Origin of the sequence: Anaerovibrio slackiae, from assembly GCF_009695585.1 — a bacterium.
GTDB lineage: Bacteria > Bacillota > Negativicutes > Selenomonadales > Selenomonadaceae > Anaerovibrio > Anaerovibrio slackiae.
Genome location: NZ_VUNR01000005.1, coordinates 72,316 through 91,401 on the forward strand (window position 1 = coordinate 72,316; position 19,086 = coordinate 91,401).

General features: G+C 52.4%; 15 protein-coding genes. 14 read left to right on the plus strand and 1 reads right to left on the minus strand.

Annotation, left to right across the window (positions count from 1 at the left end; all coding sequences use genetic code 11):
• Window positions 1–115 precede the first annotated feature (115 nt).
• Together FYJ84_RS03905 and fba are read left to right on the plus strand one after the other, a co-directional pair.
• Complete coding sequence (locus FYJ84_RS03905) at window positions 116–421, plus strand: PTS lactose/cellobiose transporter subunit IIA (protein ID WP_154406291.1); 306 nt, start codon at window positions 116–118, stop codon at window positions 419–421.
• A 30-nt stretch (window positions 422–451) separates the two neighbouring features.
• Window positions 452–1,300: a class II fructose-1,6-bisphosphate aldolase gene (gene fba / locus FYJ84_RS03910; RefSeq protein ID WP_154406292.1), complete on the plus strand. Its 849-nt coding sequence runs from the start codon at window positions 452–454 to the stop codon at window positions 1,298–1,300.
• A 132-nt stretch (window positions 1,301–1,432) separates the two neighbouring features.
• On the opposite strand, the gene FYJ84_RS03915 is transcribed toward fba, so the two are convergent.
• Complete coding sequence (locus FYJ84_RS03915; RefSeq protein WP_154406293.1) at window positions 1,433–2,242, minus strand: MurR/RpiR family transcriptional regulator; 810 nt, start codon at window positions 2,240–2,242, stop codon at window positions 1,433–1,435.
• Window positions 2,243–2,481: 239 nt separating this feature from the next.
• On the opposite strand from FYJ84_RS03915, the gene FYJ84_RS03920 reads away from it, so the two are divergent.
• The 12 genes from FYJ84_RS03920 to FYJ84_RS03975 all read left to right on the plus strand — a co-directional run bounded on the left by FYJ84_RS03920 (window position 2,482) and on the right by FYJ84_RS03975 (window position 19,066).
• Window positions 2,482–2,757 (plus strand): HU family DNA-binding protein, encoded by a 276-nt coding sequence (locus tag FYJ84_RS03920; RefSeq protein WP_154406294.1) that lies wholly within the window; start codon window positions 2,482–2,484, stop codon window positions 2,755–2,757.
• Window positions 2,758–2,955: 198 nt separating this feature from the next.
• Complete coding sequence (locus FYJ84_RS03925) at window positions 2,956–4,221, plus strand: sensor domain-containing diguanylate cyclase (protein WP_154406295.1); 1,266 nt, start codon at window positions 2,956–2,958, stop codon at window positions 4,219–4,221.
• Window positions 4,222–4,248: 27 nt separating this feature from the next.
• Window positions 4,249–6,066 carry a methyl-accepting chemotaxis protein gene (locus FYJ84_RS03930; RefSeq protein WP_154406296.1) on the plus strand — a complete coding sequence of 606 codons (1,818 nt, stop codon included), beginning with the start codon at window positions 4,249–4,251 and terminating at the stop codon, window positions 6,064–6,066.
• A gap of 34 nt (window positions 6,067–6,100) precedes the next feature.
• Window positions 6,101–6,514 (plus strand): DUF805 domain-containing protein, encoded by a 414-nt coding sequence (locus FYJ84_RS03935; protein ID WP_154406297.1) that lies wholly within the window; start codon window positions 6,101–6,103, stop codon window positions 6,512–6,514.
• A 220-nt stretch (window positions 6,515–6,734) separates the two neighbouring features.
• Complete coding sequence (tnpA, locus tag FYJ84_RS03940; protein ID WP_154406298.1) at window positions 6,735–7,145, plus strand: IS200/IS605 family transposase; 411 nt, start codon at window positions 6,735–6,737, stop codon at window positions 7,143–7,145.
• A 4-nt stretch (window positions 7,146–7,149) separates the two neighbouring features.
• Window positions 7,150–8,271 (plus strand): IS200/IS605 family element RNA-guided endonuclease TnpB, encoded by a 1,122-nt coding sequence (gene tnpB, locus FYJ84_RS03945; protein WP_154406299.1) that lies wholly within the window; start codon window positions 7,150–7,152, stop codon window positions 8,269–8,271.
• 233 nt (window positions 8,272–8,504) lie between these two features.
• Window positions 8,505–9,401, plus strand: coding sequence for a sensor domain-containing diguanylate cyclase (locus FYJ84_RS03950; protein WP_205764091.1), 897 nt, complete (start codon window positions 8,505–8,507; stop codon window positions 9,399–9,401).
• A gap of 161 nt (window positions 9,402–9,562) precedes the next feature.
• Window positions 9,563–12,184 (plus strand): alanine--tRNA ligase, encoded by a 2,622-nt coding sequence (alaS, locus tag FYJ84_RS03955; RefSeq protein ID WP_205764099.1) that lies wholly within the window; start codon window positions 9,563–9,565, stop codon window positions 12,182–12,184.
• A 182-nt stretch (window positions 12,185–12,366) separates the two neighbouring features.
• On the plus strand, window positions 12,367–13,797 hold the full coding sequence (locus tag FYJ84_RS03960; RefSeq protein ID WP_154406302.1) for an MFS transporter: 1,431 nt from the start codon (window positions 12,367–12,369) through the stop codon (window positions 13,795–13,797).
• Between the two features lie 75 nt (window positions 13,798–13,872).
• On the plus strand, window positions 13,873–14,670 hold the full coding sequence (gene mtnP / locus FYJ84_RS03965) for an S-methyl-5'-thioadenosine phosphorylase (protein ID WP_154406303.1): 798 nt from the start codon (window positions 13,873–13,875) through the stop codon (window positions 14,668–14,670).
• Window positions 14,670–15,467 carry a tRNA 2-thiocytidine biosynthesis TtcA family protein gene (locus FYJ84_RS03970; RefSeq protein WP_154406414.1) on the plus strand — a complete coding sequence of 266 codons (798 nt, stop codon included), beginning with the start codon at window positions 14,670–14,672 and terminating at the stop codon, window positions 15,465–15,467. Before mtnP ends, FYJ84_RS03970 begins: the two co-directional genes overlap by 1 nt.
• A gap of 245 nt (window positions 15,468–15,712) precedes the next feature.
• Window positions 15,713–19,066 carry a hypothetical protein gene (locus tag FYJ84_RS03975; RefSeq protein ID WP_205764092.1) on the plus strand — a complete coding sequence of 1,118 codons (3,354 nt, stop codon included), beginning with the start codon at window positions 15,713–15,715 and terminating at the stop codon, window positions 19,064–19,066.
• Window positions 19,067–19,086 lie beyond the last annotated feature (20 nt).

Genomic DNA, 19,086 nt, shown 5'->3' on the forward strand with positions numbered 1-19,086 from the left:
TGTGATATGATGTAAGGGCTTATCTTTTGCGGGATACGGCATTGCATCATTTAAAAGTTGTGAGTGTTAATTTCAGATGTTTAGATGTTTAGATGTTTTAAGGGGGATATTGAAAATGACTAAGGAAGATATGGAAATGGTGGCTATGGAAATCGTAGCCTATGCAGGTGAGGCCCGTACCCAGTTCCTGAAGGCTATGGACGCCATGGCTGACAAGGACTGGGAGGCAGCTGAGAAGCTGATCAGCGAGGGGTATGAGACCGTGCTGAGCGCCCATGATTCCCAGACTGATATGATTGCCAGGGAGGCCGGCGGCGAGGACATGGAGCTGTGCTTCCTGATGGTGCATGCACAGGACCATCTGATGAACGCTATGCTGCTGGGTGATATGTGCAAGCGTTTCATGAAGATGATGAAGTAATTCGGGCTGTCAGGCAGGAGGAAATTAAAAATGTTAGTTACCGCAAAAGAGATGCTGCTGGAGGCAAAGCAGGGCAAGTATGCCATCGGTGCCTTCAATGTTGAGAATATGGAAATGGTTATGGCTGTGCTGGCTGCTGCCGAGGCGAAGAATTCCCCGGTTATCATGCAGACTACTCCGGGCACTATCAAGTATGCAGGCGTGGATTATTATTATGCTAACGTGGCTGCTGCCGCTGCACGGAGCAAGGTGCCTGTCGTTATGCACTTGGACCATGGTGACAGCTTTGACCGTGCCATGGCTGCTTATCGCGCCGGTTATACATCCATCATGATTGACGGCTCCAAGCTGTCCCTGGAGGAGAATATTGCCCTGACCAAGCGTGTTGTGGATGCCTGCCATCCGGGCGGCGTGTCCGTTGAGGGCGAGCTGGGCAAGGTCGGCGGCAAGGAGGATGACCTGGACGGCGGCGATGACAATCCATACACCAATCCTGACGAGGCAAAGATTTTCGTTGAGCAGACCGGCGTGGATTATCTGGCTATCGGCGTAGGCACGGCACACGGCGTGTACAAGGGGATTCCTCATGTAAATACCGACCTGATTGCCACTATCCGTGACCTGGTGGACATTCCGCTGGTGCTCCATGGTACTTCCGGCGTGCCTGATGACCAGGTTACTACTTCCGTGAAGAACGGTATCTGCAAGGTAAACTATGCTACTGACCTGCGCATTGCCTTTACCAAGGGCGTGAAGGAGTTCATGGCTGCTAATCCTGAGGCTTTTGACCCGAAGAAGTATTGCAAGCAGGGCATGGCTGAGGTGCAGAAGTATGTGGAGCAGAAGATTGAGGTCTGCGGCTCCGCGAACAAGGCATAAATTTTTCGCTATAAAAATAATAAAACTTAAAACACGTCGGCAGTACCCACGAAAACCCGCTTGCGCTCAATGGATAAAAAAGGTTTTCGTCTGGTACATACCGGCGTGTTTTTGGTTTACAAAAGGCGCATATCACACATGATAATTGCGATTGCTCTTTGCCCGTTCCCGTGCCATTTTCCTGGCTTCCTCCTGCTGATGCTGTATTATCAGGTAGTCAATGAGGATACGGCTGATGACATAGAGGGGCAGCCGGGAGGTCACATCCACCCGGGTAAAGGAGCGGTTCCTGTGGCTGTAGCCCTGGATTTTGATATGGGCGATTTTGTTCAGGGGCAGCTCCGGCGGGGCGCAGGTAATGGAAATAATCCTGGCACCCATCATGGAGGCCCGCTCGGCAGCAGAGATCAGCTCCGGCGTGCTGCCTGACATGGAAAAGAGGATAACCACGGATGTGCTGTCTGAATGGCCGCTCAGCTCCTGCATGATGTTGGAGTCGGTGTTGAGGATGACGCATTTGCCCAGCACCTGCAGCTTCAAGGTCATTTCCGATGCTACCTGGTTGGAAAGCCCCTTGGAGAAAACGAAAATCTTCTCCGCCTTTTGGATTTCCTCTACCGCCTTGAGGATAGTATCGATGGAGAGCTGGTCGATGGTGTTGCTGATTTCCGTCAGTGACTTGTTGAAAATCTCGTTGATGTCCGTGGTATCCTGCTTGACCTCCGTATGCTGGGTAAGCATGTAGCGAAGCTCCGCAAAGCCGGAGATGCCGCATTTCTTGATGGTGCGGGAGACGGTGGCAGGGGATGAGTAGGTAGCCTCTGCCACATCGCTGATGGACATGTTGGAGATTTTTTCTGCATTGGAGTTGATGAAGCTGATGACATTCTTCTCCGTGTCGGTCAGTTTGTTCAAAAAGTCATGGTCAATTTTTATGAGCATAATAGGCACCTCGCACATCATTTTCTGTATTGCTTGCATTGGCAGCTGGCAGCCGGGCCTGCATACCACGCCTCTAATAATACCATAAAAGAAGAAATTGTGCCAAATATATGGGTAATCAGCACTATCTTTCAGAAAATTCCTCCGGTGAGGAATGAAAGTTCTAAGAAATATTGGACAAACGTCAAAAGATGTGGTATCATAGCTTCCGTATTAAAAACCGAAAGGGGATTAGTAAAATGACAAAAGCAGAATTGATTGCAAATGTTGCAAAAAAGGCCGAGCTGACTCAGAAGGACACTGAGGCAGCAGTAAACGCATTCTTCAGCACTGTACAGGAGTCCCTGGCTGCTGGCGAGAATGTTCAGGTTATTGGTTTCGGTACCTTCGAGGTTAGGGAGCGTGCTGCCCGTGTTGGCCGCAATCCGCAGACTGGCGAGGAGATTCAGATTGCCGCTGCCAAGGTTCCTGCTTTCAAGCCTGGCAAGGCATTGAAGGATGCTGTGAACAAGTAATTTTAAAAAAATTACTCATAAAAAGAGCTGTCGATTTTTTCGATGGCTTTTTTTTGGTATTTTTCCCATAATAACAAAATAATTATAAAAAAAAGAAGGATTTTTCAATTAAACGGCGAATACTAAAAGATGTACAGGATAATATAATAATCATGGAAATTCCACATTTATTTGCGGAATAAGGGGTGTGAGCCGTGCATGTATAAATGTGACCTGAATATCTATCTGGTGGGGGTAGAGACCGAGGCTGCCGAGGCAATGCGGTCGGTAGAGCCTTTGGAGTGGTTTTCCCACAACTTCATTGCGGCTGACGGCTTTGCTGGGATTGATGTGCAGGAGGCAGATGTTCTTGTTTTCAAAGCTTCTGCCGGTGCAGGAGCGGAGCGTGTCAGGGAAATGGCTGGTGATAAGGCTGTGTGCGTTATTTGCAGTGATGATGCTTCCGGCATGTCGTGCCGTGAGCTGTCCGCTGTGGATGATGTGTGGCCCGGCAGGCTGGCCTTTGACACGGCAAAGCTGCTCTTTGCCCGGCTGATGAAGGATATAAAGCTGAAGAAGGATGCCTGGCTGTGGGAGCTGGAGCTGCAGTCGGTGATTGACACCAGCATGGACCTCATCTGGTTCAAGGGGCGCTACGGGGAGCATTGGCGCGTCAATGACGCCTTCTGCAAGATAGTGAACAAGACCAAGGAGGACATCCGTGGCAAGCAGCATTACTATATCTGGGGGCTCAGCGAGGAGGAATACAAGGCTGGCAAGTTTGTCTGCCTGGAGACCGAGCAGGATGTGAAGGAGGCCGGCAAGACCTGCCGCTTCCGGGAGCATGTCATGGGGCAGGACGGCCTCAGGGAAATGATTACCCTGAAGACACCCCTCTATGACGAAAAGGGCGAGTTCCTGGGGACTGTAGGCGTTGCCAAGGACATAACCAAGGAGGAGGCGTATCGCAAAAAGCTTTTGCATCAGGCTCAGACTGATGAGCTGACAGGACTGCTGAACCGGCGGTACTGCTTCTTCAAGCTGGAAAAGCTGGCCAGATGCGAGCGGCTGGCTATCTGCTACATGGATCTTGATTTCTTCAAGGAGCTCAATGACAGGTACGGCCATCAGGCCGGGGATGATGCCCTGGTGGGCTTTGCCGGGCTGCTGCGGCAGAATTTCCCGGAGGCGATGAATGTCCGCATGGGTGGCGACGAGTTCGTAGTTGTCATGTGTGGTGAGCATAGCAGGGAGGGCATCCAGTCCCAGCTGGACAATTTTATGGATAATGTGCACGAGTTTTTTGCCAGGACGGAGGAATTCCGAGAGCTATCCGTCAGCATAGGCGTTACCATAGGGGAGGAGGCAGGCATTCCGCTGGAAGTCCTGCTCCGCCAGGGGGACGTCGCCATGTATGAGGCAAAGAACGGCGGCAAGAACAGATATTGCTTCTACAGTGATGAAATGTATGGAGCAAATAGATAAGTGTAATTATTTTAGGGGGTATGTGCTATGACAGATTTTAGGGAAATGGGAAATTTCAGGTCTATCAAGATGCAGCTGATTGGTGTTATTGCAGGTGTATCGGTGGCAACAGGGCTATTGCTTGGCGGTTTCTTTATTTTTTCGCAGATTCAGAACAATCACGCCCAGCTGGATCATTATCGGGCAAACCTGGAGGCAAATGTTGAAGCAAGCCTGAAGGGCGAAACCCAGGTGGCATTCAGCATCCTTGAGCAGATGCACAAGAAGGAGCAGGCAGGTGAGCTGACCCGGGAGCAGGCTCAGAAGCAGGCAGCCGACCTGGTGCGTGACCTGCGCTATGACAATGGCAAGGGCTACTTCTGGATTGATACCAAGGAAGGCGTGAACGTGGTGCTTTTGGGGCGTCCTTCCGAGGGCAAGTCCCGTATTGACCTGGTGGACCCGAATGGCACTTATTTCATCAAGGAAATGCTTGCCAACGGCCTCAAGGAGGGCGGCGGTTTCACTGATTTGATGTTTGCCAAGCCGAATGAGACCACTCCGCTGCCGAAGCGCAACTATACTGTCTGCTTCCAGCCATGGGGCTGGGTAATCGGTACCGGTGTCTGGATTGACCAGATTGATGCCCAGGTTGCCGAGGAGCAGGCACTTTTGCAGAGTGAGCTGCAGAGCGACATCCTGATCGCTGTACTTGTTATCATCATTCTGCTGGTGCTGTTTGTAGCTTTTGCTATTTATATGGGCAACCGCATTGCTACGCCGATTCAGCTGGTTACCAAGCATATTCAGTGGATGGGTGATGGCGACTTCCGTGCCCATCAGGAGGATGCGGCAGAGATGCAGGCGCTGGCTGCCAGGCCGGATGAGCTGGGCGTTATGACTCACGCCATGGACGATATGCAGGGCAAGCTTCTGAAGCTGATGCAGCAGATTGTGGAGACTGCCGAGTATCTGGCAGCGGCTTCCGAGGAGCTGACCTCCACCTCCGAGCAGGCGGCTACTGTCAGCAAGTCTATTGCCGAGTCCGTGATGAATGTGGCAGGCTCCTGCAGTGAGCAGTTTACTGAGGTGGAAACTGCTTCCGGCAATGTCAGCAACCTGACTGCACACATGCAGGAATTTTCCGCTACGATTCGTGAAAGCAGCCACAAGATTCAGGAGACTGACGAAGTGGCAGAGCAGGGACGTGCCAATGTAGGTACTGCGGTGAACAACATGGAAACTATTGATGCTACTGTTACCCATATTGCAGAGGTTATTGAGCGCCTTGGCGAGCAGAGCCAGCAGATCGGCGTTATCATTGACACCATTTCCTCTATTGCCGAGCAGACCAACCTGCTGGCACTGAATGCGGCTATTGAGGCTGCCCGCGCTGGTGAGCACGGCAGGGGATTTGCCGTTGTGGCCGAGGAAGTAAGAAAGCTGGCAGAGCAGTCCCAGGCTTCTGCCGGTGAGATTGCCGCCGTGGTAGTTGGCATCCAGAAGGATACCGAGAATGCTGTAAAGGCTATGAAGGCCGGCGTTGAGCAGGTAAAGAGCGGTACCGGTGCCGTAAAGGATGCCGGTGGCTCCTTCGCCCATATTGCCGAGATGGTATCCGTGGTGGCTGATAACTCCAACACCATGGAGAATGCGGTGACTGTCCTGGCTGACAGCACCATGAAGATTAACGAGGCCATTGAGAAGATTAACTCCATGAGCCGTGCTGTAGCCAGCGAGGCGGAGACTGTATCTGCCGCTACCGAGGAGGAGACTGCTTCCATGCTGGAGATTGCAGATGCCAGCCGCAAGCTGGCTGAGCAGGCACAGGATTTGCAGAACTCCCTGGCTCAGTTCAAGCTGTAAGTTGTAAGTTATAAGTGATAAAGGATGGTAATTGATGCTGGAGAAAATGATTGGCGGCAGGCTGAACCGAAAGAAGTATATCATGTATTATCTGGCTACCATAGTTGCAGCTGTGGTGGTGATGATGCTGTTCAGCGCCGCAATGATGGCAACCGGCCAGCTGGAGACTATGGAGACTGGCGGCACCATGTATATTGGGGGAGTGCTGATTGGGCTTTTTTCCAACCTGGTTGCGGTGTGCCTGGGCATCAGGCGGCTGCACGACCTGGGCAAGGGCGGCAAATGGCTGCTGGCAGTTATAGTGCCAGCCGTGCTCAGCTTCGGCGTGTATTTTTTGGACAGCAGCCTGGTGGCGAACCTGGTCAGTGCACTGGATATTGCCGTTGTCATAGCTTTGGCTGTGATGAAGGGCAACGAGGGTGCCAATGAGTTCGGTCCTGCCAGCTGAAATCCTGTTGCAGCCGGGCTTTTAAGTTAAAGCCTTCGATATATCCGCATCAGCTTTTGATGCGGATATATTTTTTTGCAGGATTTTTGTTTTTCATGTAGAATATATAATATATGTGGCGATTATCCAAACCGCCGTAAAACCCCTAGCTTCAGCTATAGGGATACAATTCAACGTAGATAGTCTTGTATTAGTTTACTTAAAGTGATATAATACAAACATGAGCGAAATAAAATACCACTCAAGCCACAATATCGTATATTCGTGTAAGTATCATATTGTATTCTGCCCCAAGTACCGCAGAAAAGTGTTGGTCAATGGCGTTGATACCAGACTAAAGGAGCTGGTCAAGTCAATCTGTGAAGAAATCCAAGTCGATGTAATCGAAATGGAAATCATGCCAGACCATGTGCATCTTCTACTGGAGGTTCATCCGCAGTTCGGTATTCACAAAGCCGTAAAAACTATCAAGGGTAAGACCTCTCGTATCTTGAGGCAGGAATTTCCATGGCTGACAACTAAACTGCCTAGCCTATGGACAAACAGCTATTTCTGCTCCACTGTCGGCGGTGCTCCGCTTAACATCGTGAAGCAGTATATCGAGAGCCAAAAAACATCGCAAAGGAAGTGAGAAAATGGACAAGTACACAATGGGCTTCAAATTCAGAATATATCCGAACCATGCCCAGCAAGAACTAATTAATCGCACTCTGGGCTGTTGCCGATTTGTGTTCAATCATTTTCTCGCCATCCGTAGAGATGAATGGACTGCAAACCATAAGTCTGTAACCTACAATCAGACTAGTGCCATGCTGACGGACTTGAAAAGGTATGAAGAGTATAGCTGGCTGAAAGAGGTAGACAGCATGGCATTACAAGAGTCCCTAAAGAATCTCGACACAGCGTATCAGAATTTCTTCAAGCACCAGTCAAGATACCCCCGCTTCAAATCCAAGCATAACCATAGCCAATCCTACCGCACAAGAAACCAAGGCAATGGCGTCCGTATCATAGGAAATCGAATCAAGCTGCCAAAAATCGGAGCTGTGAAAATCAAGCAGAGCCGAAAATTTGAAGGGCGAATCCTTAATTCTACGGTCAGCCGTAATGCTTCTGGTAAATACTTCGTATCTCTGTGCGTAGAATTGGACAAGGAGACTTTACTCAAGACTAATGACGGCGGCGAAATAGGCATTGACGTAGGCGTAAAGGAATTCTATTCGGACAGTAATGGAAATACTGTTGCCAATCCCAGAATCCTGCGGCGTTTGACAAGAAAGCTCGTGCGAGAACAAAGACGGCTTTCCCGGAAAATGCCAAGGTCTATGAATCGCGACAAGGCTAGAATCCGTGTTGCCAGAGTACATGAGCGTATATCCAATATCCGCAGGGACTTCCTGCACAAAACATCTACGGCATTGGTTAGACAGAACAAGACTATAGCCATAGAACACCTAAAAATAAAGAACATGATGAGAAACCACAAGTTAGCTCGTGCCATATCGGACGTAAGCTGGTCTGAGTTCTTCCGTCAGCTTGAATACAAGGCAGAATTGCATGGCTCTGAAGTTCTGAAAGTAGATACATTCTATCCATCTAGCCAAACCTGTTCTGAATGCGGCTATCAGAACACGGAAACTAAAAATCTTGGTATTAGGAAGTGGACTTGCCCTAAATGTGGCTCACACCATGACCGAGACACCAATGCCGCAATAAACATACTGCGCAAGGCAATAGAACAAAAACAGGTTTCCTAGCATAAATCAGTACCGTGGGACACACGGGAATTCACGCTTGGGGAGAACGTGTAAGTCGGAATAACTACGGTTAGTCCGCAGTGTTCAGCGAACCAAGAATCCCCTGCCTTTAGGCATGGGGAGTGTCAACCTGATAAAATTTTTTTGAATGGGGAGATTGCTGCATGATGCAGGCAAATATGATGTGAGTATGCGGGCAGATATTATGATATGATATGAGAGGATGTGGGAGAATGGGAGATAAGGATATATCTGGCGGGGCTGCAAGTTATTTCAGCGATTCCATGACCTTTGAGGAAATGGAGAAGATTCTGAGCCTGCTGCCGGCCAATATCTACCTGAAGGATGCAGAGGGGAGATATGTTTTTTGTACCCAGTACTGGCATCATCTGAGGGATAAGGATGAGCCGGGGTGGACTATCCGGGGCAAGACCGATGTGGAAATCCGGGAGGACAAGGAGAATGCCCTGCTTGCCATGGAGAAGGACCGGGAGGTCATGCGCTCCGGCAAGGGCTGCCGCTATGTGATTGAGATTTTCCAGAACGGTGTGCAGGAGTTTCTGGAGATTGTCAAGGAGCCTATCAGGGATGGCAAGGGCAATATTGTGGGCATCGTAGGGCTGATTAACGACGTGTCGGAAAGCGAGAAGCTGAAGCGGAAGCTGAACCGGATGGCCATGACGGACAGCCTGACGGGGCTGGGGAATCGCAACAGCCTGATGCGTGATTTGGAGAAGCTGACGGCAGATTCGCTGCCTATCAGCATTGTCAGTGCAGACTGCGACGGCTTGCAGATGGTAAATGACACCTATGGCAAGGCCACAGGGGACGAGTATATCCGCATGACTGCCATGGTCATGGAGCTGGCGCTGCCTGAGGATGCCATGGTCTACCGGGTAGGCGGTGATGAGTTTACCATTGTGCTGGTGAATACGGATGAGAACGAGGCCAAGGGGATTATGCGCATGTTCAAGGAGCAGTATGACCAGTATCGGATTCAGAACCAGCCCCTGAGCATTTCCTACGGCATTTCCACGGCGGAATCCGTGCGGGATGATTTGCGCCGGGTGCTGGAAAAGGCGGATCTGGATATGTGCCAGAGAAAGCAGCGCAGGCGCCGGGTGCTGTAAATTTGGAGTAAATGAGTAAATGAGGAAATTTTTTGTGCCATTTTGCCCGATGTGTGATATACTAGTAAAGTTAGTGTGCGGTTGTTGTGCATTAAGGCATAGTATAACATAGCATAATGCGTAAGAAATTCCTTATTTGGGGGTAGATTATTTTGAAGAAAATGTCAGGTAATGAATTGCGGGAGGCTTATCTCCAGTTTTTTGCTGAGAAGAAAGGTCATCTGAGGCTGCCAAGTGCCTCCTTGATTCCGGAGAATGATCCGACTCTCCTGATGGTGGGTGCAGGCATGGCGCCTTTCAAGGCGTATTTCACCGGCAAGGTAAAGCCGCCTCGCGGACGTATTACCACCAGCCAGCGCTGCGTGCGTACCGGCGATATTGAGAATGTAGGCCGTACTGCCCGTCATCAGACTTATTTTGAGATGCTGGGCAACTTCTCCTTTGGTGATTATTTCAAGAAGGAAGCTATTCCTTGGTCCTGGGAGTTCCTGACCGAGGTATTGGAGCTGCCAAAAGACAAGCTGTGGGCATCCATTTATCCGAAGGATACCGAGGCAGAGGAGCTGTGGAAGGCACAGCCTGGCTTTGATCCGACTCATATCGTGAAGCTGGAGGACAACTTCTGGGAAATCGGCCCCGGCCCTTGCGGACCTGATACGGAGATTTTCATTGACCTGGGGGAGGAGCGTGGCTGCGGCAGCCCTACCTGCGGCGTAGGCTGTGACTGTGACCGCTATCTGGAAATCTGGAACAACGTGTTCACCCAGTTCGACAGGACCGAGGAAGGCACCTACAACGATTTGGAGCACAAGAACATCGATACCGGCATGGGCCTGGAGCGTATTGCTTCCGTTATGCAGGGGGTAAAGAACAACTTTGAGACTGACCTCCTGTTCCCGATTATTGAGTATGCCTCCAAGGTGTCCGGCGTTCAGTACGGTGCTGATGCCGAGACTGATATTTCCCTGAAGGTTATTGCTGATCATGCCCGTTCTATGACCATCATGATTATGGACGGCATCCTGCCATCCAACGAGGGCAGGGGCTATGTGCTGCGCCGCATCCTGCGCCGGGCTGTCCGCCATGGCCGCATGCTGGGCATCAAGGACAAGTTCCTGGAGGGTGCCGTGGATGCAGTCTGCGATATTTATGCAGATGCCAGCGACTTTGAGGCTCTCGGCCAGAAGAAGGAGTACATCAAGAAGGTTATCGCCCTGGAAGAAGACCGCTTCTCTGCAACCCTGGAGCAGGGCATTGAGCTTTTGGACGGCTATATGGCTGAGACCAAGGCAGCTGGTTCCAAGGTATTGTCCGGGGAGCTGGGCTTCAAGCTGTACGATACATTTGGCTTCCCTTGGGAGCTGACGGAGGAAATCCTCCATGAGAACGATATGGAGCTGGACAAGGAAGCCTTTGACAAGGAAATGCAGGCACAGCGTGACCGCGCCCGTGCGGCCCGTGCGGAGAATGAGCGTTATGCTATCCCTGATTTGCAGGGCATCGATACTGCAGCCCTGAAGGTTGACCTGTCTGCCCGTGAGGGCAAGGTGGTGGCTATCTGGAAGGATGGCGCCCTGGTGGATGAGCTGCAGGATGGCGATGAGGCAGGCATTATCCTGGATGTTACCCCGTTCTATGCAGAGGGCGGCGGCCAGGTAGGTGACAAGGGCGTGCTGGTTACCGAGTTTGGCAGGATTCAGGCTGTCAATGCCAAGAAGCTGCCGGATGGCACCGTATACCATGAGTGCTATGTGGAGGAAGGCCAGCTGAAGGTTGGCGACAAGGTGGAAATCAAGGTTGACCAGAATGTGAAGCTGGCTTCCGCCCGCAACCATACTGCAACCCATCTCCTGCAGGCTGCCCTGAAGCGCGTGGTAGGACAGCAGGTAAATCAGGCTGGTTCCTCCGTGAATGCAGACCGCCTGCGCTTCGACTTCACCAACTTCGAGCCTGTTTCCGCCCAGCAGCTGGCTGATGTGGAGGAGCTGGTGAACCGGGAAATCCTCAAGGGCACCGATGTAGTCATCGAGCACATGTCCAAGGACGAGGCCACCGGCAAGGGTGCTATGGCACTCTTTGGTGAGAAGTATGGTGATGTAGTACGGGTTGTCAGCGTACCTGGCTTCTCCATGGAGCTGTGCGGCGGCTCCCATGTGACCAATGTAGGTCAGATTGGCCTGTTCAAGATCATCAGCGAGACCGGCGTGGCTGCCGGGGTGCGCCGTATCGAGGCTATTACCGGCCAGGCTGCCCTTGACTACGCCTTTGGCAAGATGAAGGTGGTTGCCGAGGCAGCTGCCAAGCTGAAGTGCCATGAGGAAGATGTCATTGCCCGTGTGGATGATGTGCTGGCTCAGTCCAAGGACATGCAGCAGCAGCTTGCTGCCATTCATGCCGAGCAGGCCAAGGCTGATGCAGCGGCATTGGGTGACCGGGTGCAGTCCGTGGGTGCTTTCAGCGTGATTGCCGCCCGGGTGGCTGCCAATGACATGGATGACCTGCGCAGCATGGCCGATATGACCTGTGACAAGCTGGATACCGGCGTAGTTGTGCTGGCTGCTGTCAACGAGGCAGAGGGCAAGGTAAGCCTGGTGGTGAAGGCTTCCAAGGCGGCTGTGGCTGCCGGTGCCCATGCAGGCAAGGTCATCAAGGAAGCTGCCAAGCTGGTGGGCGGCGGCGGCGGCGGACGCCCTGATATGGCTCAGGCCGGCGGCAAGAACCCTGCCGGTGCAGAGGATGCTCTCGCCAAGGCTGTGGAGATTCTGGCTTCCCAGAGCAAATAAGGCAAAGTCGCATATCATGCAGATGATATGCATGTAAATGCCGTAAATGCTGTAGATAATGCAGATGATAATGCAGGTCATGCAGATAATGTGATGCTGTAATTCGTTTTATTTGCAGCAGGCTATAGAAAATCACTCCCCGATGGTGTACAATATATATGTACTGAAAGGGAGTGATTTTTTTGCGCGAAGATAATAATCGGGCTGCAGATAATAATGAGCCTACAGGAAATGCCGGAGCCGGTGAGGCGGTTTTGGAGCCCGGGACTGCCAGGCATCTTTTTCTGGCGGTTATAATTACTTCATTCATCGGGCCCTTTGCCGGTTCCGGCATCAATGTGGCAGTACCGGCTATCGGCCAGGAATTTGGTGCCAGCGCCAATGACCTCAGCTGGGTGGTGTTCGGTTATTTGCTGGGAGCTGCCATGTTTACGCTGCCTACAGGCAAGCTGGCGGATATTTTGGGCAGGCGCAGGGTGTATCATATGGGGCAATGGCTGTTTTCATTGACCTTTCTGGCAGGTGCTTTTGCCACTTCCATAGAAATGCTGAATGTTATCCGCTTCATCGAGGGCAGCGTCATGTCCCTGATTTTCGGGCCGGGCATGGCTCTCCTGGTTTCCTCCCATCCACCTACGGAGCGGGGCAGGGTTATCGGCTATTCCGCTGCCTCCACCTATAGCGGATTGTCCCTGGGGCCCGTTATCAGCGGCTTTCTCTGCGAGCTGACGGGCTGGCGCAGCATCTTTGTGGCAACGGCGGCAGTGGTGCTCATCAGTATCTGGATGCTCCGCGGCATCTCTCAGGAATGGTACGGGGACAAGGGAGCGCGGCTTGATGTGAAGGGAAGCCTGTGCTACATGCTGGCGGCGCCAACGCTGCTATACGGCCTGGCGGAGATTAACAGCAGTGAGCTGGGCAAGGTGGTGCTGGCCCTGGGAGTTCTTGGGATGCTGGCCTTTGCCTTTATTGAATACAGGGTGGCGAATCCCTGCCTGGATATCAGGATTTTTAAGGGCAACAGGGTGTTCACCTTCAGCAATCTGGCAGCCATGCTCCATTATAGTGCCACCTTTGCCATCAGCTTTTTGATGTCTCTGTATTTGCAGATTATTTTGGGCTTTTCCGCCTCCATGGCAGGGGGGATTATCCTTTTGCAGCCTGTGGTGATGGCACTGCTTTCCCCAAAGGCAGGGGCGCTTTCCGACAGGATTCATCCCGGCAAGGTGGCCTCCGTGGGCATGGGGATTACCTGCCTGGGGCTTTTGCTGATGTCATTTCTGAATGGAGGGACGCCTATTTGGCAGACGGGGCTGATTCTGATGCTGGTGGGGCTGGGCTTTGCCCTGTTTTCCTCACCTAACAACAATGCCATCATGGGGGCTGTGCCGCCCAAATACTACGGCACTACCTCGTCCCTGGTATCTACTATGCGGCTTTTCGGCCAGTCCATTTCCATGGCACTGGTGACAATGCTTCTGGCATGGTGCGGCGTGCAGTCCCTGACCGGCAGTGACAATGTGCACCTGCTGCCAGCAATTCAGGCGATTTTCCGGGTGTTCTGCGCCCTGAGCTTCATCGGCATAGGTTTTTCTTTGGCGAGAAATAAGTGAGAAAACTACTGAAAGTATTTCATTTCTAAGGGGAAGCAGCTGAAATAAGGAATAGAAGGAATAGGAGGAGATTTTATGGTAAAGATAGCGGTTATTGGCGGTTCCGGGGTATATGACCCTGATATGCTGGAGAATGTACGGCAGGAGAAGGTGGAGACTCCTTATGGGGAAGTGGAGCTGCAGGTGGGCACTTATGCAGGCAAGGAAGTGGCATTTCTGGCCCGGCACGGCAGCAAGCATTCTATTGCACCTCACAAGATTAATTACCGGGCCAACATCTATGCCCTGAAAAAGCTGGGGGTGCGGAAGATTATTTCCACCACGGCAGTTGGCTCTCTGAACAAGGCCATGCAGCTGGGGGATTTCGTGCTGCCGAACCAGTTCCTGGATTTTACCAAGAACCGGGTGTGCACCTTTTATGAGGGGGGAGAGCGTGGCGTAGTCCATGTGGATGTGACGGACCCGTACTGCCCTGACCTGAGGCGGAAAATCCAGGAGATTGGCAGCCGCCTGGGGATTCATGTGATAAACGGCGGCACCTATGTCTGCACTGACGGCCCCCGCTATGAGACTCCGGCGGAAATCAGGATGTTCTCCATGCTGGGAGGCGACCTGGTGGGTATGACCAACGTGCCGGAGGTTACTCTTGCCCAGGAGGCGGAGATGTGCTATGCAACTATCTCCATGGTGACTAACATGGCGGCAGGCATTTCCGAGACCAAGCTTACCCATCAGGAGGTCATGGATGCCATGGCGGCCAACAGCGGCAATTTCCGCAGGCTGATTATGACCTTGCTGGCAGAGCTTGATGCGGACGAGGACAACTGCGACTGCGCCCATGTGCTGGCCGGGGTAGGCGGCTTCAAGTTATGATGAAGTTTCAGCTGCCCCAGCTTTACTTTAGCAAGCTTATGCGGGCGATTACGGAGTTTGAATTGATTGAGGACGGGGACAGGATTCTGATTGGGGTGTCCGGGGGCAAGGACAGCATTTTCCTTGCCTACGCCATGGCCATGATGCGAAAGCGGCTGAAGAAGGACTTTGAGCTGATGGCGCTGACCATCAATCCCATGTTTTCCCAGGATTTTGATACGAAGCGGATCGGGGAGTTTATGGCGGAGCTGGAGATTCCCTTTGCCAGCTTCGAGGTGGATATTGCAGGCACCATTGAGGCTCAGCAGGGCAAGGACCCCTGCTATACCTGCGCCTTTTTCCGCCGGGGGGCGGTGAACCGCTATGCGGTGGAGCAGGGCTGCAACAAGGTGGCCTACGCCCATCACCATGATGATGCGGTGGAGACCTTCTTCATGAGCCTTCTGTATTCCGGGCAGCTGCATACCTTTACCCCGAAGACCTATCTGGACAAGACTGATCTGACGGTTATCCGTCCCCTGGTGTATTTCCGGGAGCAGGAAATCAGGGAGGCAATCCAGTATCACGGCTTTGCGCCGGTGCCTTCTCCCTGCCCTCATGACGGCCATACGGTGCGACAGAAGGTCAAGGAGCTGATACGGGACATGAGCAAGGACAATCCCCAGCTGTATCCCCATCTGGCGGCTGCCATGCGGGAGGATGCCCTGGGGGAGCTGTGGCCGCCGGTGAAGACCAGGAAGGAAATGAAGAAGCAGTATTATGAGTACATGTATGGCAAGCAGGAGATGAAGGATTAGCAGCTTTGCAGCCTGCCTGCCGGCCGGCTGAGTATCCGGAAGGATGAAAAACAGGCTCAGGCTATAATTTTAGCAGTGTTTCCATATATGGCAGGATTTTTTGTAACATAGTAACAAAGACGTCCTGGCACCCTGTATAAAAGCTTCCCTTTTGTTAGAATAATAATCAGATGAAGCAAGAGATTTTGATTGTTGATTGTTTTGTGATTTTGATTTACCATTTGCAGAGAGGGGAGAGAATTGTTGTGAGCAATTCCAAGGGTGTCAAGGGCGATTTTGTTATTTTGGACGGGGAAAAGTTCTACAAGCTGGAGAACTATGACCGCATGGATGATTTTTTCATGACTATCACCAGTTCCGGCGATGTGTGGAATTTTCTGTGGGCGAAGGGCGGCATCACTGCCGGCAGGAAGAATGCCGACCACGCTATTTTCCAGTACGGCACGGCAGACAGGATTGCCGACTACAAGTACACCACCGGCTCCTATACGGCGATTCAGGTGGAAAGGGCTGATGGCGTAACGCTGTGGGAGCCTTTTGGCAGGTTTTTGCAGGGAACAGGGGCGGCAGGCATCCCGGAGGATGGCGTGCAGTACAATCTGTACAAGAATATCAACGGCTCCAAGGTGATTTTTGAGGCACGTAATGAGGCTTTGCAGCTGGTTTTCCGCTATGGCTGGACCTCCAGCAGGCGTTTTGGCCTGGTCAAGCTGGCAAAGCTCATCAATATGGCTGACAAGCCTCAGAGGGTGCGCGTTTTGGATGGTGCCAGGAATATCATGCCTGCCATTGTGGATGCCTCCCTGCAGAACAATATGTCCGTGCTGGTGGATGCCTACAAGAGCACGGAGCTGGATACAGAGTCGGGACTTGCCATGTTTGCCCTGTCTTCGGCCCTGACGGACAGGGCCGAGCCAAATGAGGCGCTGCTGGCCAATACCTGCTGGTTTACCACAGAGGATGAGGTGTATATTTCTGATGGGGTGATACAGGACTTTGCTGCTGGCAGGAAGCTTACGGAAACAGATATAATTAAAGGCGGCAGGGGCAGCTGCTTTATCCTGCATGAGGCGGAGCTGGCAGCTGGCTCCGAGGACAGCTGGGCAAGTGCCTTTGACCACTCCCTGAATGCAGCTGATGTGGTGAAGCTGAAAAAGGTGCTGGCTGACAGGAAAGAGGCGGCAAGGCTTCTGGCAGAGGATATCGGGGCTACGGATGCTGAGCTGGACAGGTTTATCGGTGAGGCTGACGGCATTCAGTCTACGGCTGATGAGATGGCATGTGTCCACCATCGTACCAACGTGATTTTCAATATCATGCGGGGCGGCTTCTTTGCCAATGATGGCAGGATTGATGTGGCAGATTTTCTTGCCTTTGTCAAGCAGAGAAGCGCAGCTGAATATGATAAGGCGGCAAGGCTGCTGGCTGATATGGAGGAATCTTCTGAGGCGGCAGGGGAGAAGTCTGTGGCCAAGAAGACCTTGGAGGGAAAGATTTTTGCAGCGGCTGACAGCCAGCTGACCAGGCTGTATATGGAATACCTGCCGGTGATTTTCTCCCGCAGGCATGGTGACCCTTCCCGTCCGTGGAATAAGTTCAACATCGCCCTGACTGATGGGGACGGCAACCAGGTGCTGAACTACGAGGGCAACTGGCGTGATATTTTCCAGAACTGGGAAGCCCTGCTGATATCTTACCCTGAGTACATTTCCAATGTGGTGGCGAAGTTTGTCAATGCCATGACCATTGACGGCTTTAACCCGTACCGCATTTCCCGGGAGGGGATTGACTGGGAGTGTCCGGACCCTTCGGACCCTTGGGCGCAGTTCGGCTACTGGGGCGACCATCAGGTGATTTATCTCCAGAAGCTGTTGGAGCTTTTGGCAGGCTATGATGCTGCTTTGCTGGATGATTATCTGTCTGCCAAGCTGTTTTCTACTGCCAATGTGCCATACAGGCTGAAAAGCTATGAGGATATCTGCCGTGACCCGAGAAATTCCCTGATTTTTGACAAGGCTCTCAGCGACGAGCTCTTGAAAAAGGCAAAGTCCCTGGGGACTGACCAGAAGCTGGTGCAGGACAAGGAAGGCAGGGTGGCACTGGTGAACCTGACTGCCAAGCTTCTGCAGCTGGTGATTGCCAAGGCTGCCAATCTTGTGCCGGGAGGCGGCGTGTGGATGAATACCCAGCGGCCTGAGTGGAACGATGCCAACAATGCCCTGGCTGGCTGGGGTCTGTCCATGGTAACCGTCTGCTACATGGAGCGGATGCTGAAGTTCCTGACGGAGCTCTATGGGCATCATGGTGAAGCTGTCTATGAGATACCTGCCACGATTGCAGCATGTATGCAGGATTTGAAAAAGCTTTATGCAGGTGCAGGCATGAAGGCAGGCAATGCAGTCTTTGCGGATGGAGTCTTTGCGGATGCAGGCAGCCGCAAGGCGTTTACTGATGCGGCAGGCTTGATTTTCCAGCAGGAAAGGGACAGCCTGTACAGGGAGTATTATGGGGCTGAGTCTGCCCAGGTGTCCGGCAATGAGCTGAAGGAGTTCTACGGACTGGTGGAACGCCTGGTAGCCGGGACTATTGCCTGCAACAAGCGGGCAGATGGCCTGTATCACACCTACAACACCCTGAAGCTGGCTGCTGACGGCATGGAGATAGAGCACTTGCAGGAGATGCTGGAGGGGCAGGTGGCTGTGCTGTCCAGCGGGCTTCTGACCTCCGGGGAGGCAGTGGAAATCTGTACTGCCCTCAGGCATAGTGGCATGTACGAGGAGCGGCAGAATTCCTATATGCTCTATCCAAACAAGAATTTGCATTGCTTTTTGGCAAAGAACCGCGTTTGCGCTGACAGGGCAAAGGGGCTGGAAGCTTATCTTGAGCAGGATTTGGATGGCTTCTATCATTTCAATGCCTGCTGCCAGAATGAGGAAAAGCTCACCGGCTGGCTGGAGACTCAGCCTGCTATGGCTGCTGCTGACAGGGAGAAGCTTTTTGCCCTGTATGAGGAAGTATTTAACCATCATGCCTTTACGGGCAGGTCCGGCACCTTCTATGCCTATGAGGGGCTGGGCAGCATCTACTGGCACATGGTGGCCAAGCTTCTGGTGGCAGTGCAGGAAAATGCCCTGCGCTCCCTGGCTGCTGATGATGGCTATGGGGAGAAGCTGAAGGCGTTGTATCAGGAAATCAAGGCTGGGCTGGGCGGTTCTGCCAAGTCCCCTGAGGTATACGGGGCGTTCCCGTTTGATGCGTATTCCCATACCCCTTACCATAAGGGTGCCTGCCAGCCGGGCATGACCGGACAGGTAAAGGAGGAAATCCTTACCCGCTGGGGCGAGCTGGGCATCAGCATTGAGGCAGGCTGTGCCGTATTTAAGCCGCAGCTTCTGCCAGAGGCTGAGATGGGGGATGCCAGTCTGGGCTTTACCTGGTGCGGTGTGCCTGTCAGCTACCGCCGGGGGGCAAAGAAGCTGGCTGTCAGCATGGCAGATGGCACTGTGCAGGAATTTGACGGCGGCGTGCTGCCACAGGAGTACAGTGAGCTGCTGTTCAGCCGCAGCCATGCCATCAGCAGGATAGAGTTCAGCTTTTGATGCTAGCAGTTAAGGAAAAT

Bases quoted from the DNA above. Each gene is read 5' to 3' on its own strand.
- FYJ84_RS03905 (WP_154406291.1), top strand. From the start codon at position 116: ATGACTAAGGAAGATATGGAAATGGTGGCTATGGAAATCGTAGCCTAT.
- fba (WP_154406292.1), top strand. From the start codon at position 452: ATGTTAGTTACCGCAAAAGAGATGCTGCTGGAGGCAAAGCAGGGCAAG.
- FYJ84_RS03915 (WP_154406293.1), bottom strand. From the start codon at position 2,242: ATGCTCATAAAAATTGACCATGACTTTTTGAACAAACTGACCGACACG.
- FYJ84_RS03920 (WP_154406294.1), top strand. From the start codon at position 2,482: ATGACAAAAGCAGAATTGATTGCAAATGTTGCAAAAAAGGCCGAGCTG.
- FYJ84_RS03925 (WP_154406295.1), top strand. From the start codon at position 2,956: ATGTATAAATGTGACCTGAATATCTATCTGGTGGGGGTAGAGACCGAG.
- FYJ84_RS03930 (WP_154406296.1), top strand. From the start codon at position 4,249: ATGACAGATTTTAGGGAAATGGGAAATTTCAGGTCTATCAAGATGCAG.
- FYJ84_RS03935 (WP_154406297.1), top strand. From the start codon at position 6,101: ATGCTGGAGAAAATGATTGGCGGCAGGCTGAACCGAAAGAAGTATATC.
- tnpA (WP_154406298.1), top strand. From the start codon at position 6,735: ATGAGCGAAATAAAATACCACTCAAGCCACAATATCGTATATTCGTGT.
- tnpB (WP_154406299.1), top strand. From the start codon at position 7,150: ATGGACAAGTACACAATGGGCTTCAAATTCAGAATATATCCGAACCAT.
- FYJ84_RS03950 (WP_205764091.1), top strand. From the start codon at position 8,505: ATGGGAGATAAGGATATATCTGGCGGGGCTGCAAGTTATTTCAGCGAT.
- alaS (WP_205764099.1), top strand. From the start codon at position 9,563: ATGTCAGGTAATGAATTGCGGGAGGCTTATCTCCAGTTTTTTGCTGAG.
- mtnP (WP_154406303.1), top strand. From the start codon at position 13,873: ATGGTAAAGATAGCGGTTATTGGCGGTTCCGGGGTATATGACCCTGAT.
- FYJ84_RS03970 (WP_154406414.1), top strand. From the start codon at position 14,670: ATGAAGTTTCAGCTGCCCCAGCTTTACTTTAGCAAGCTTATGCGGGCG.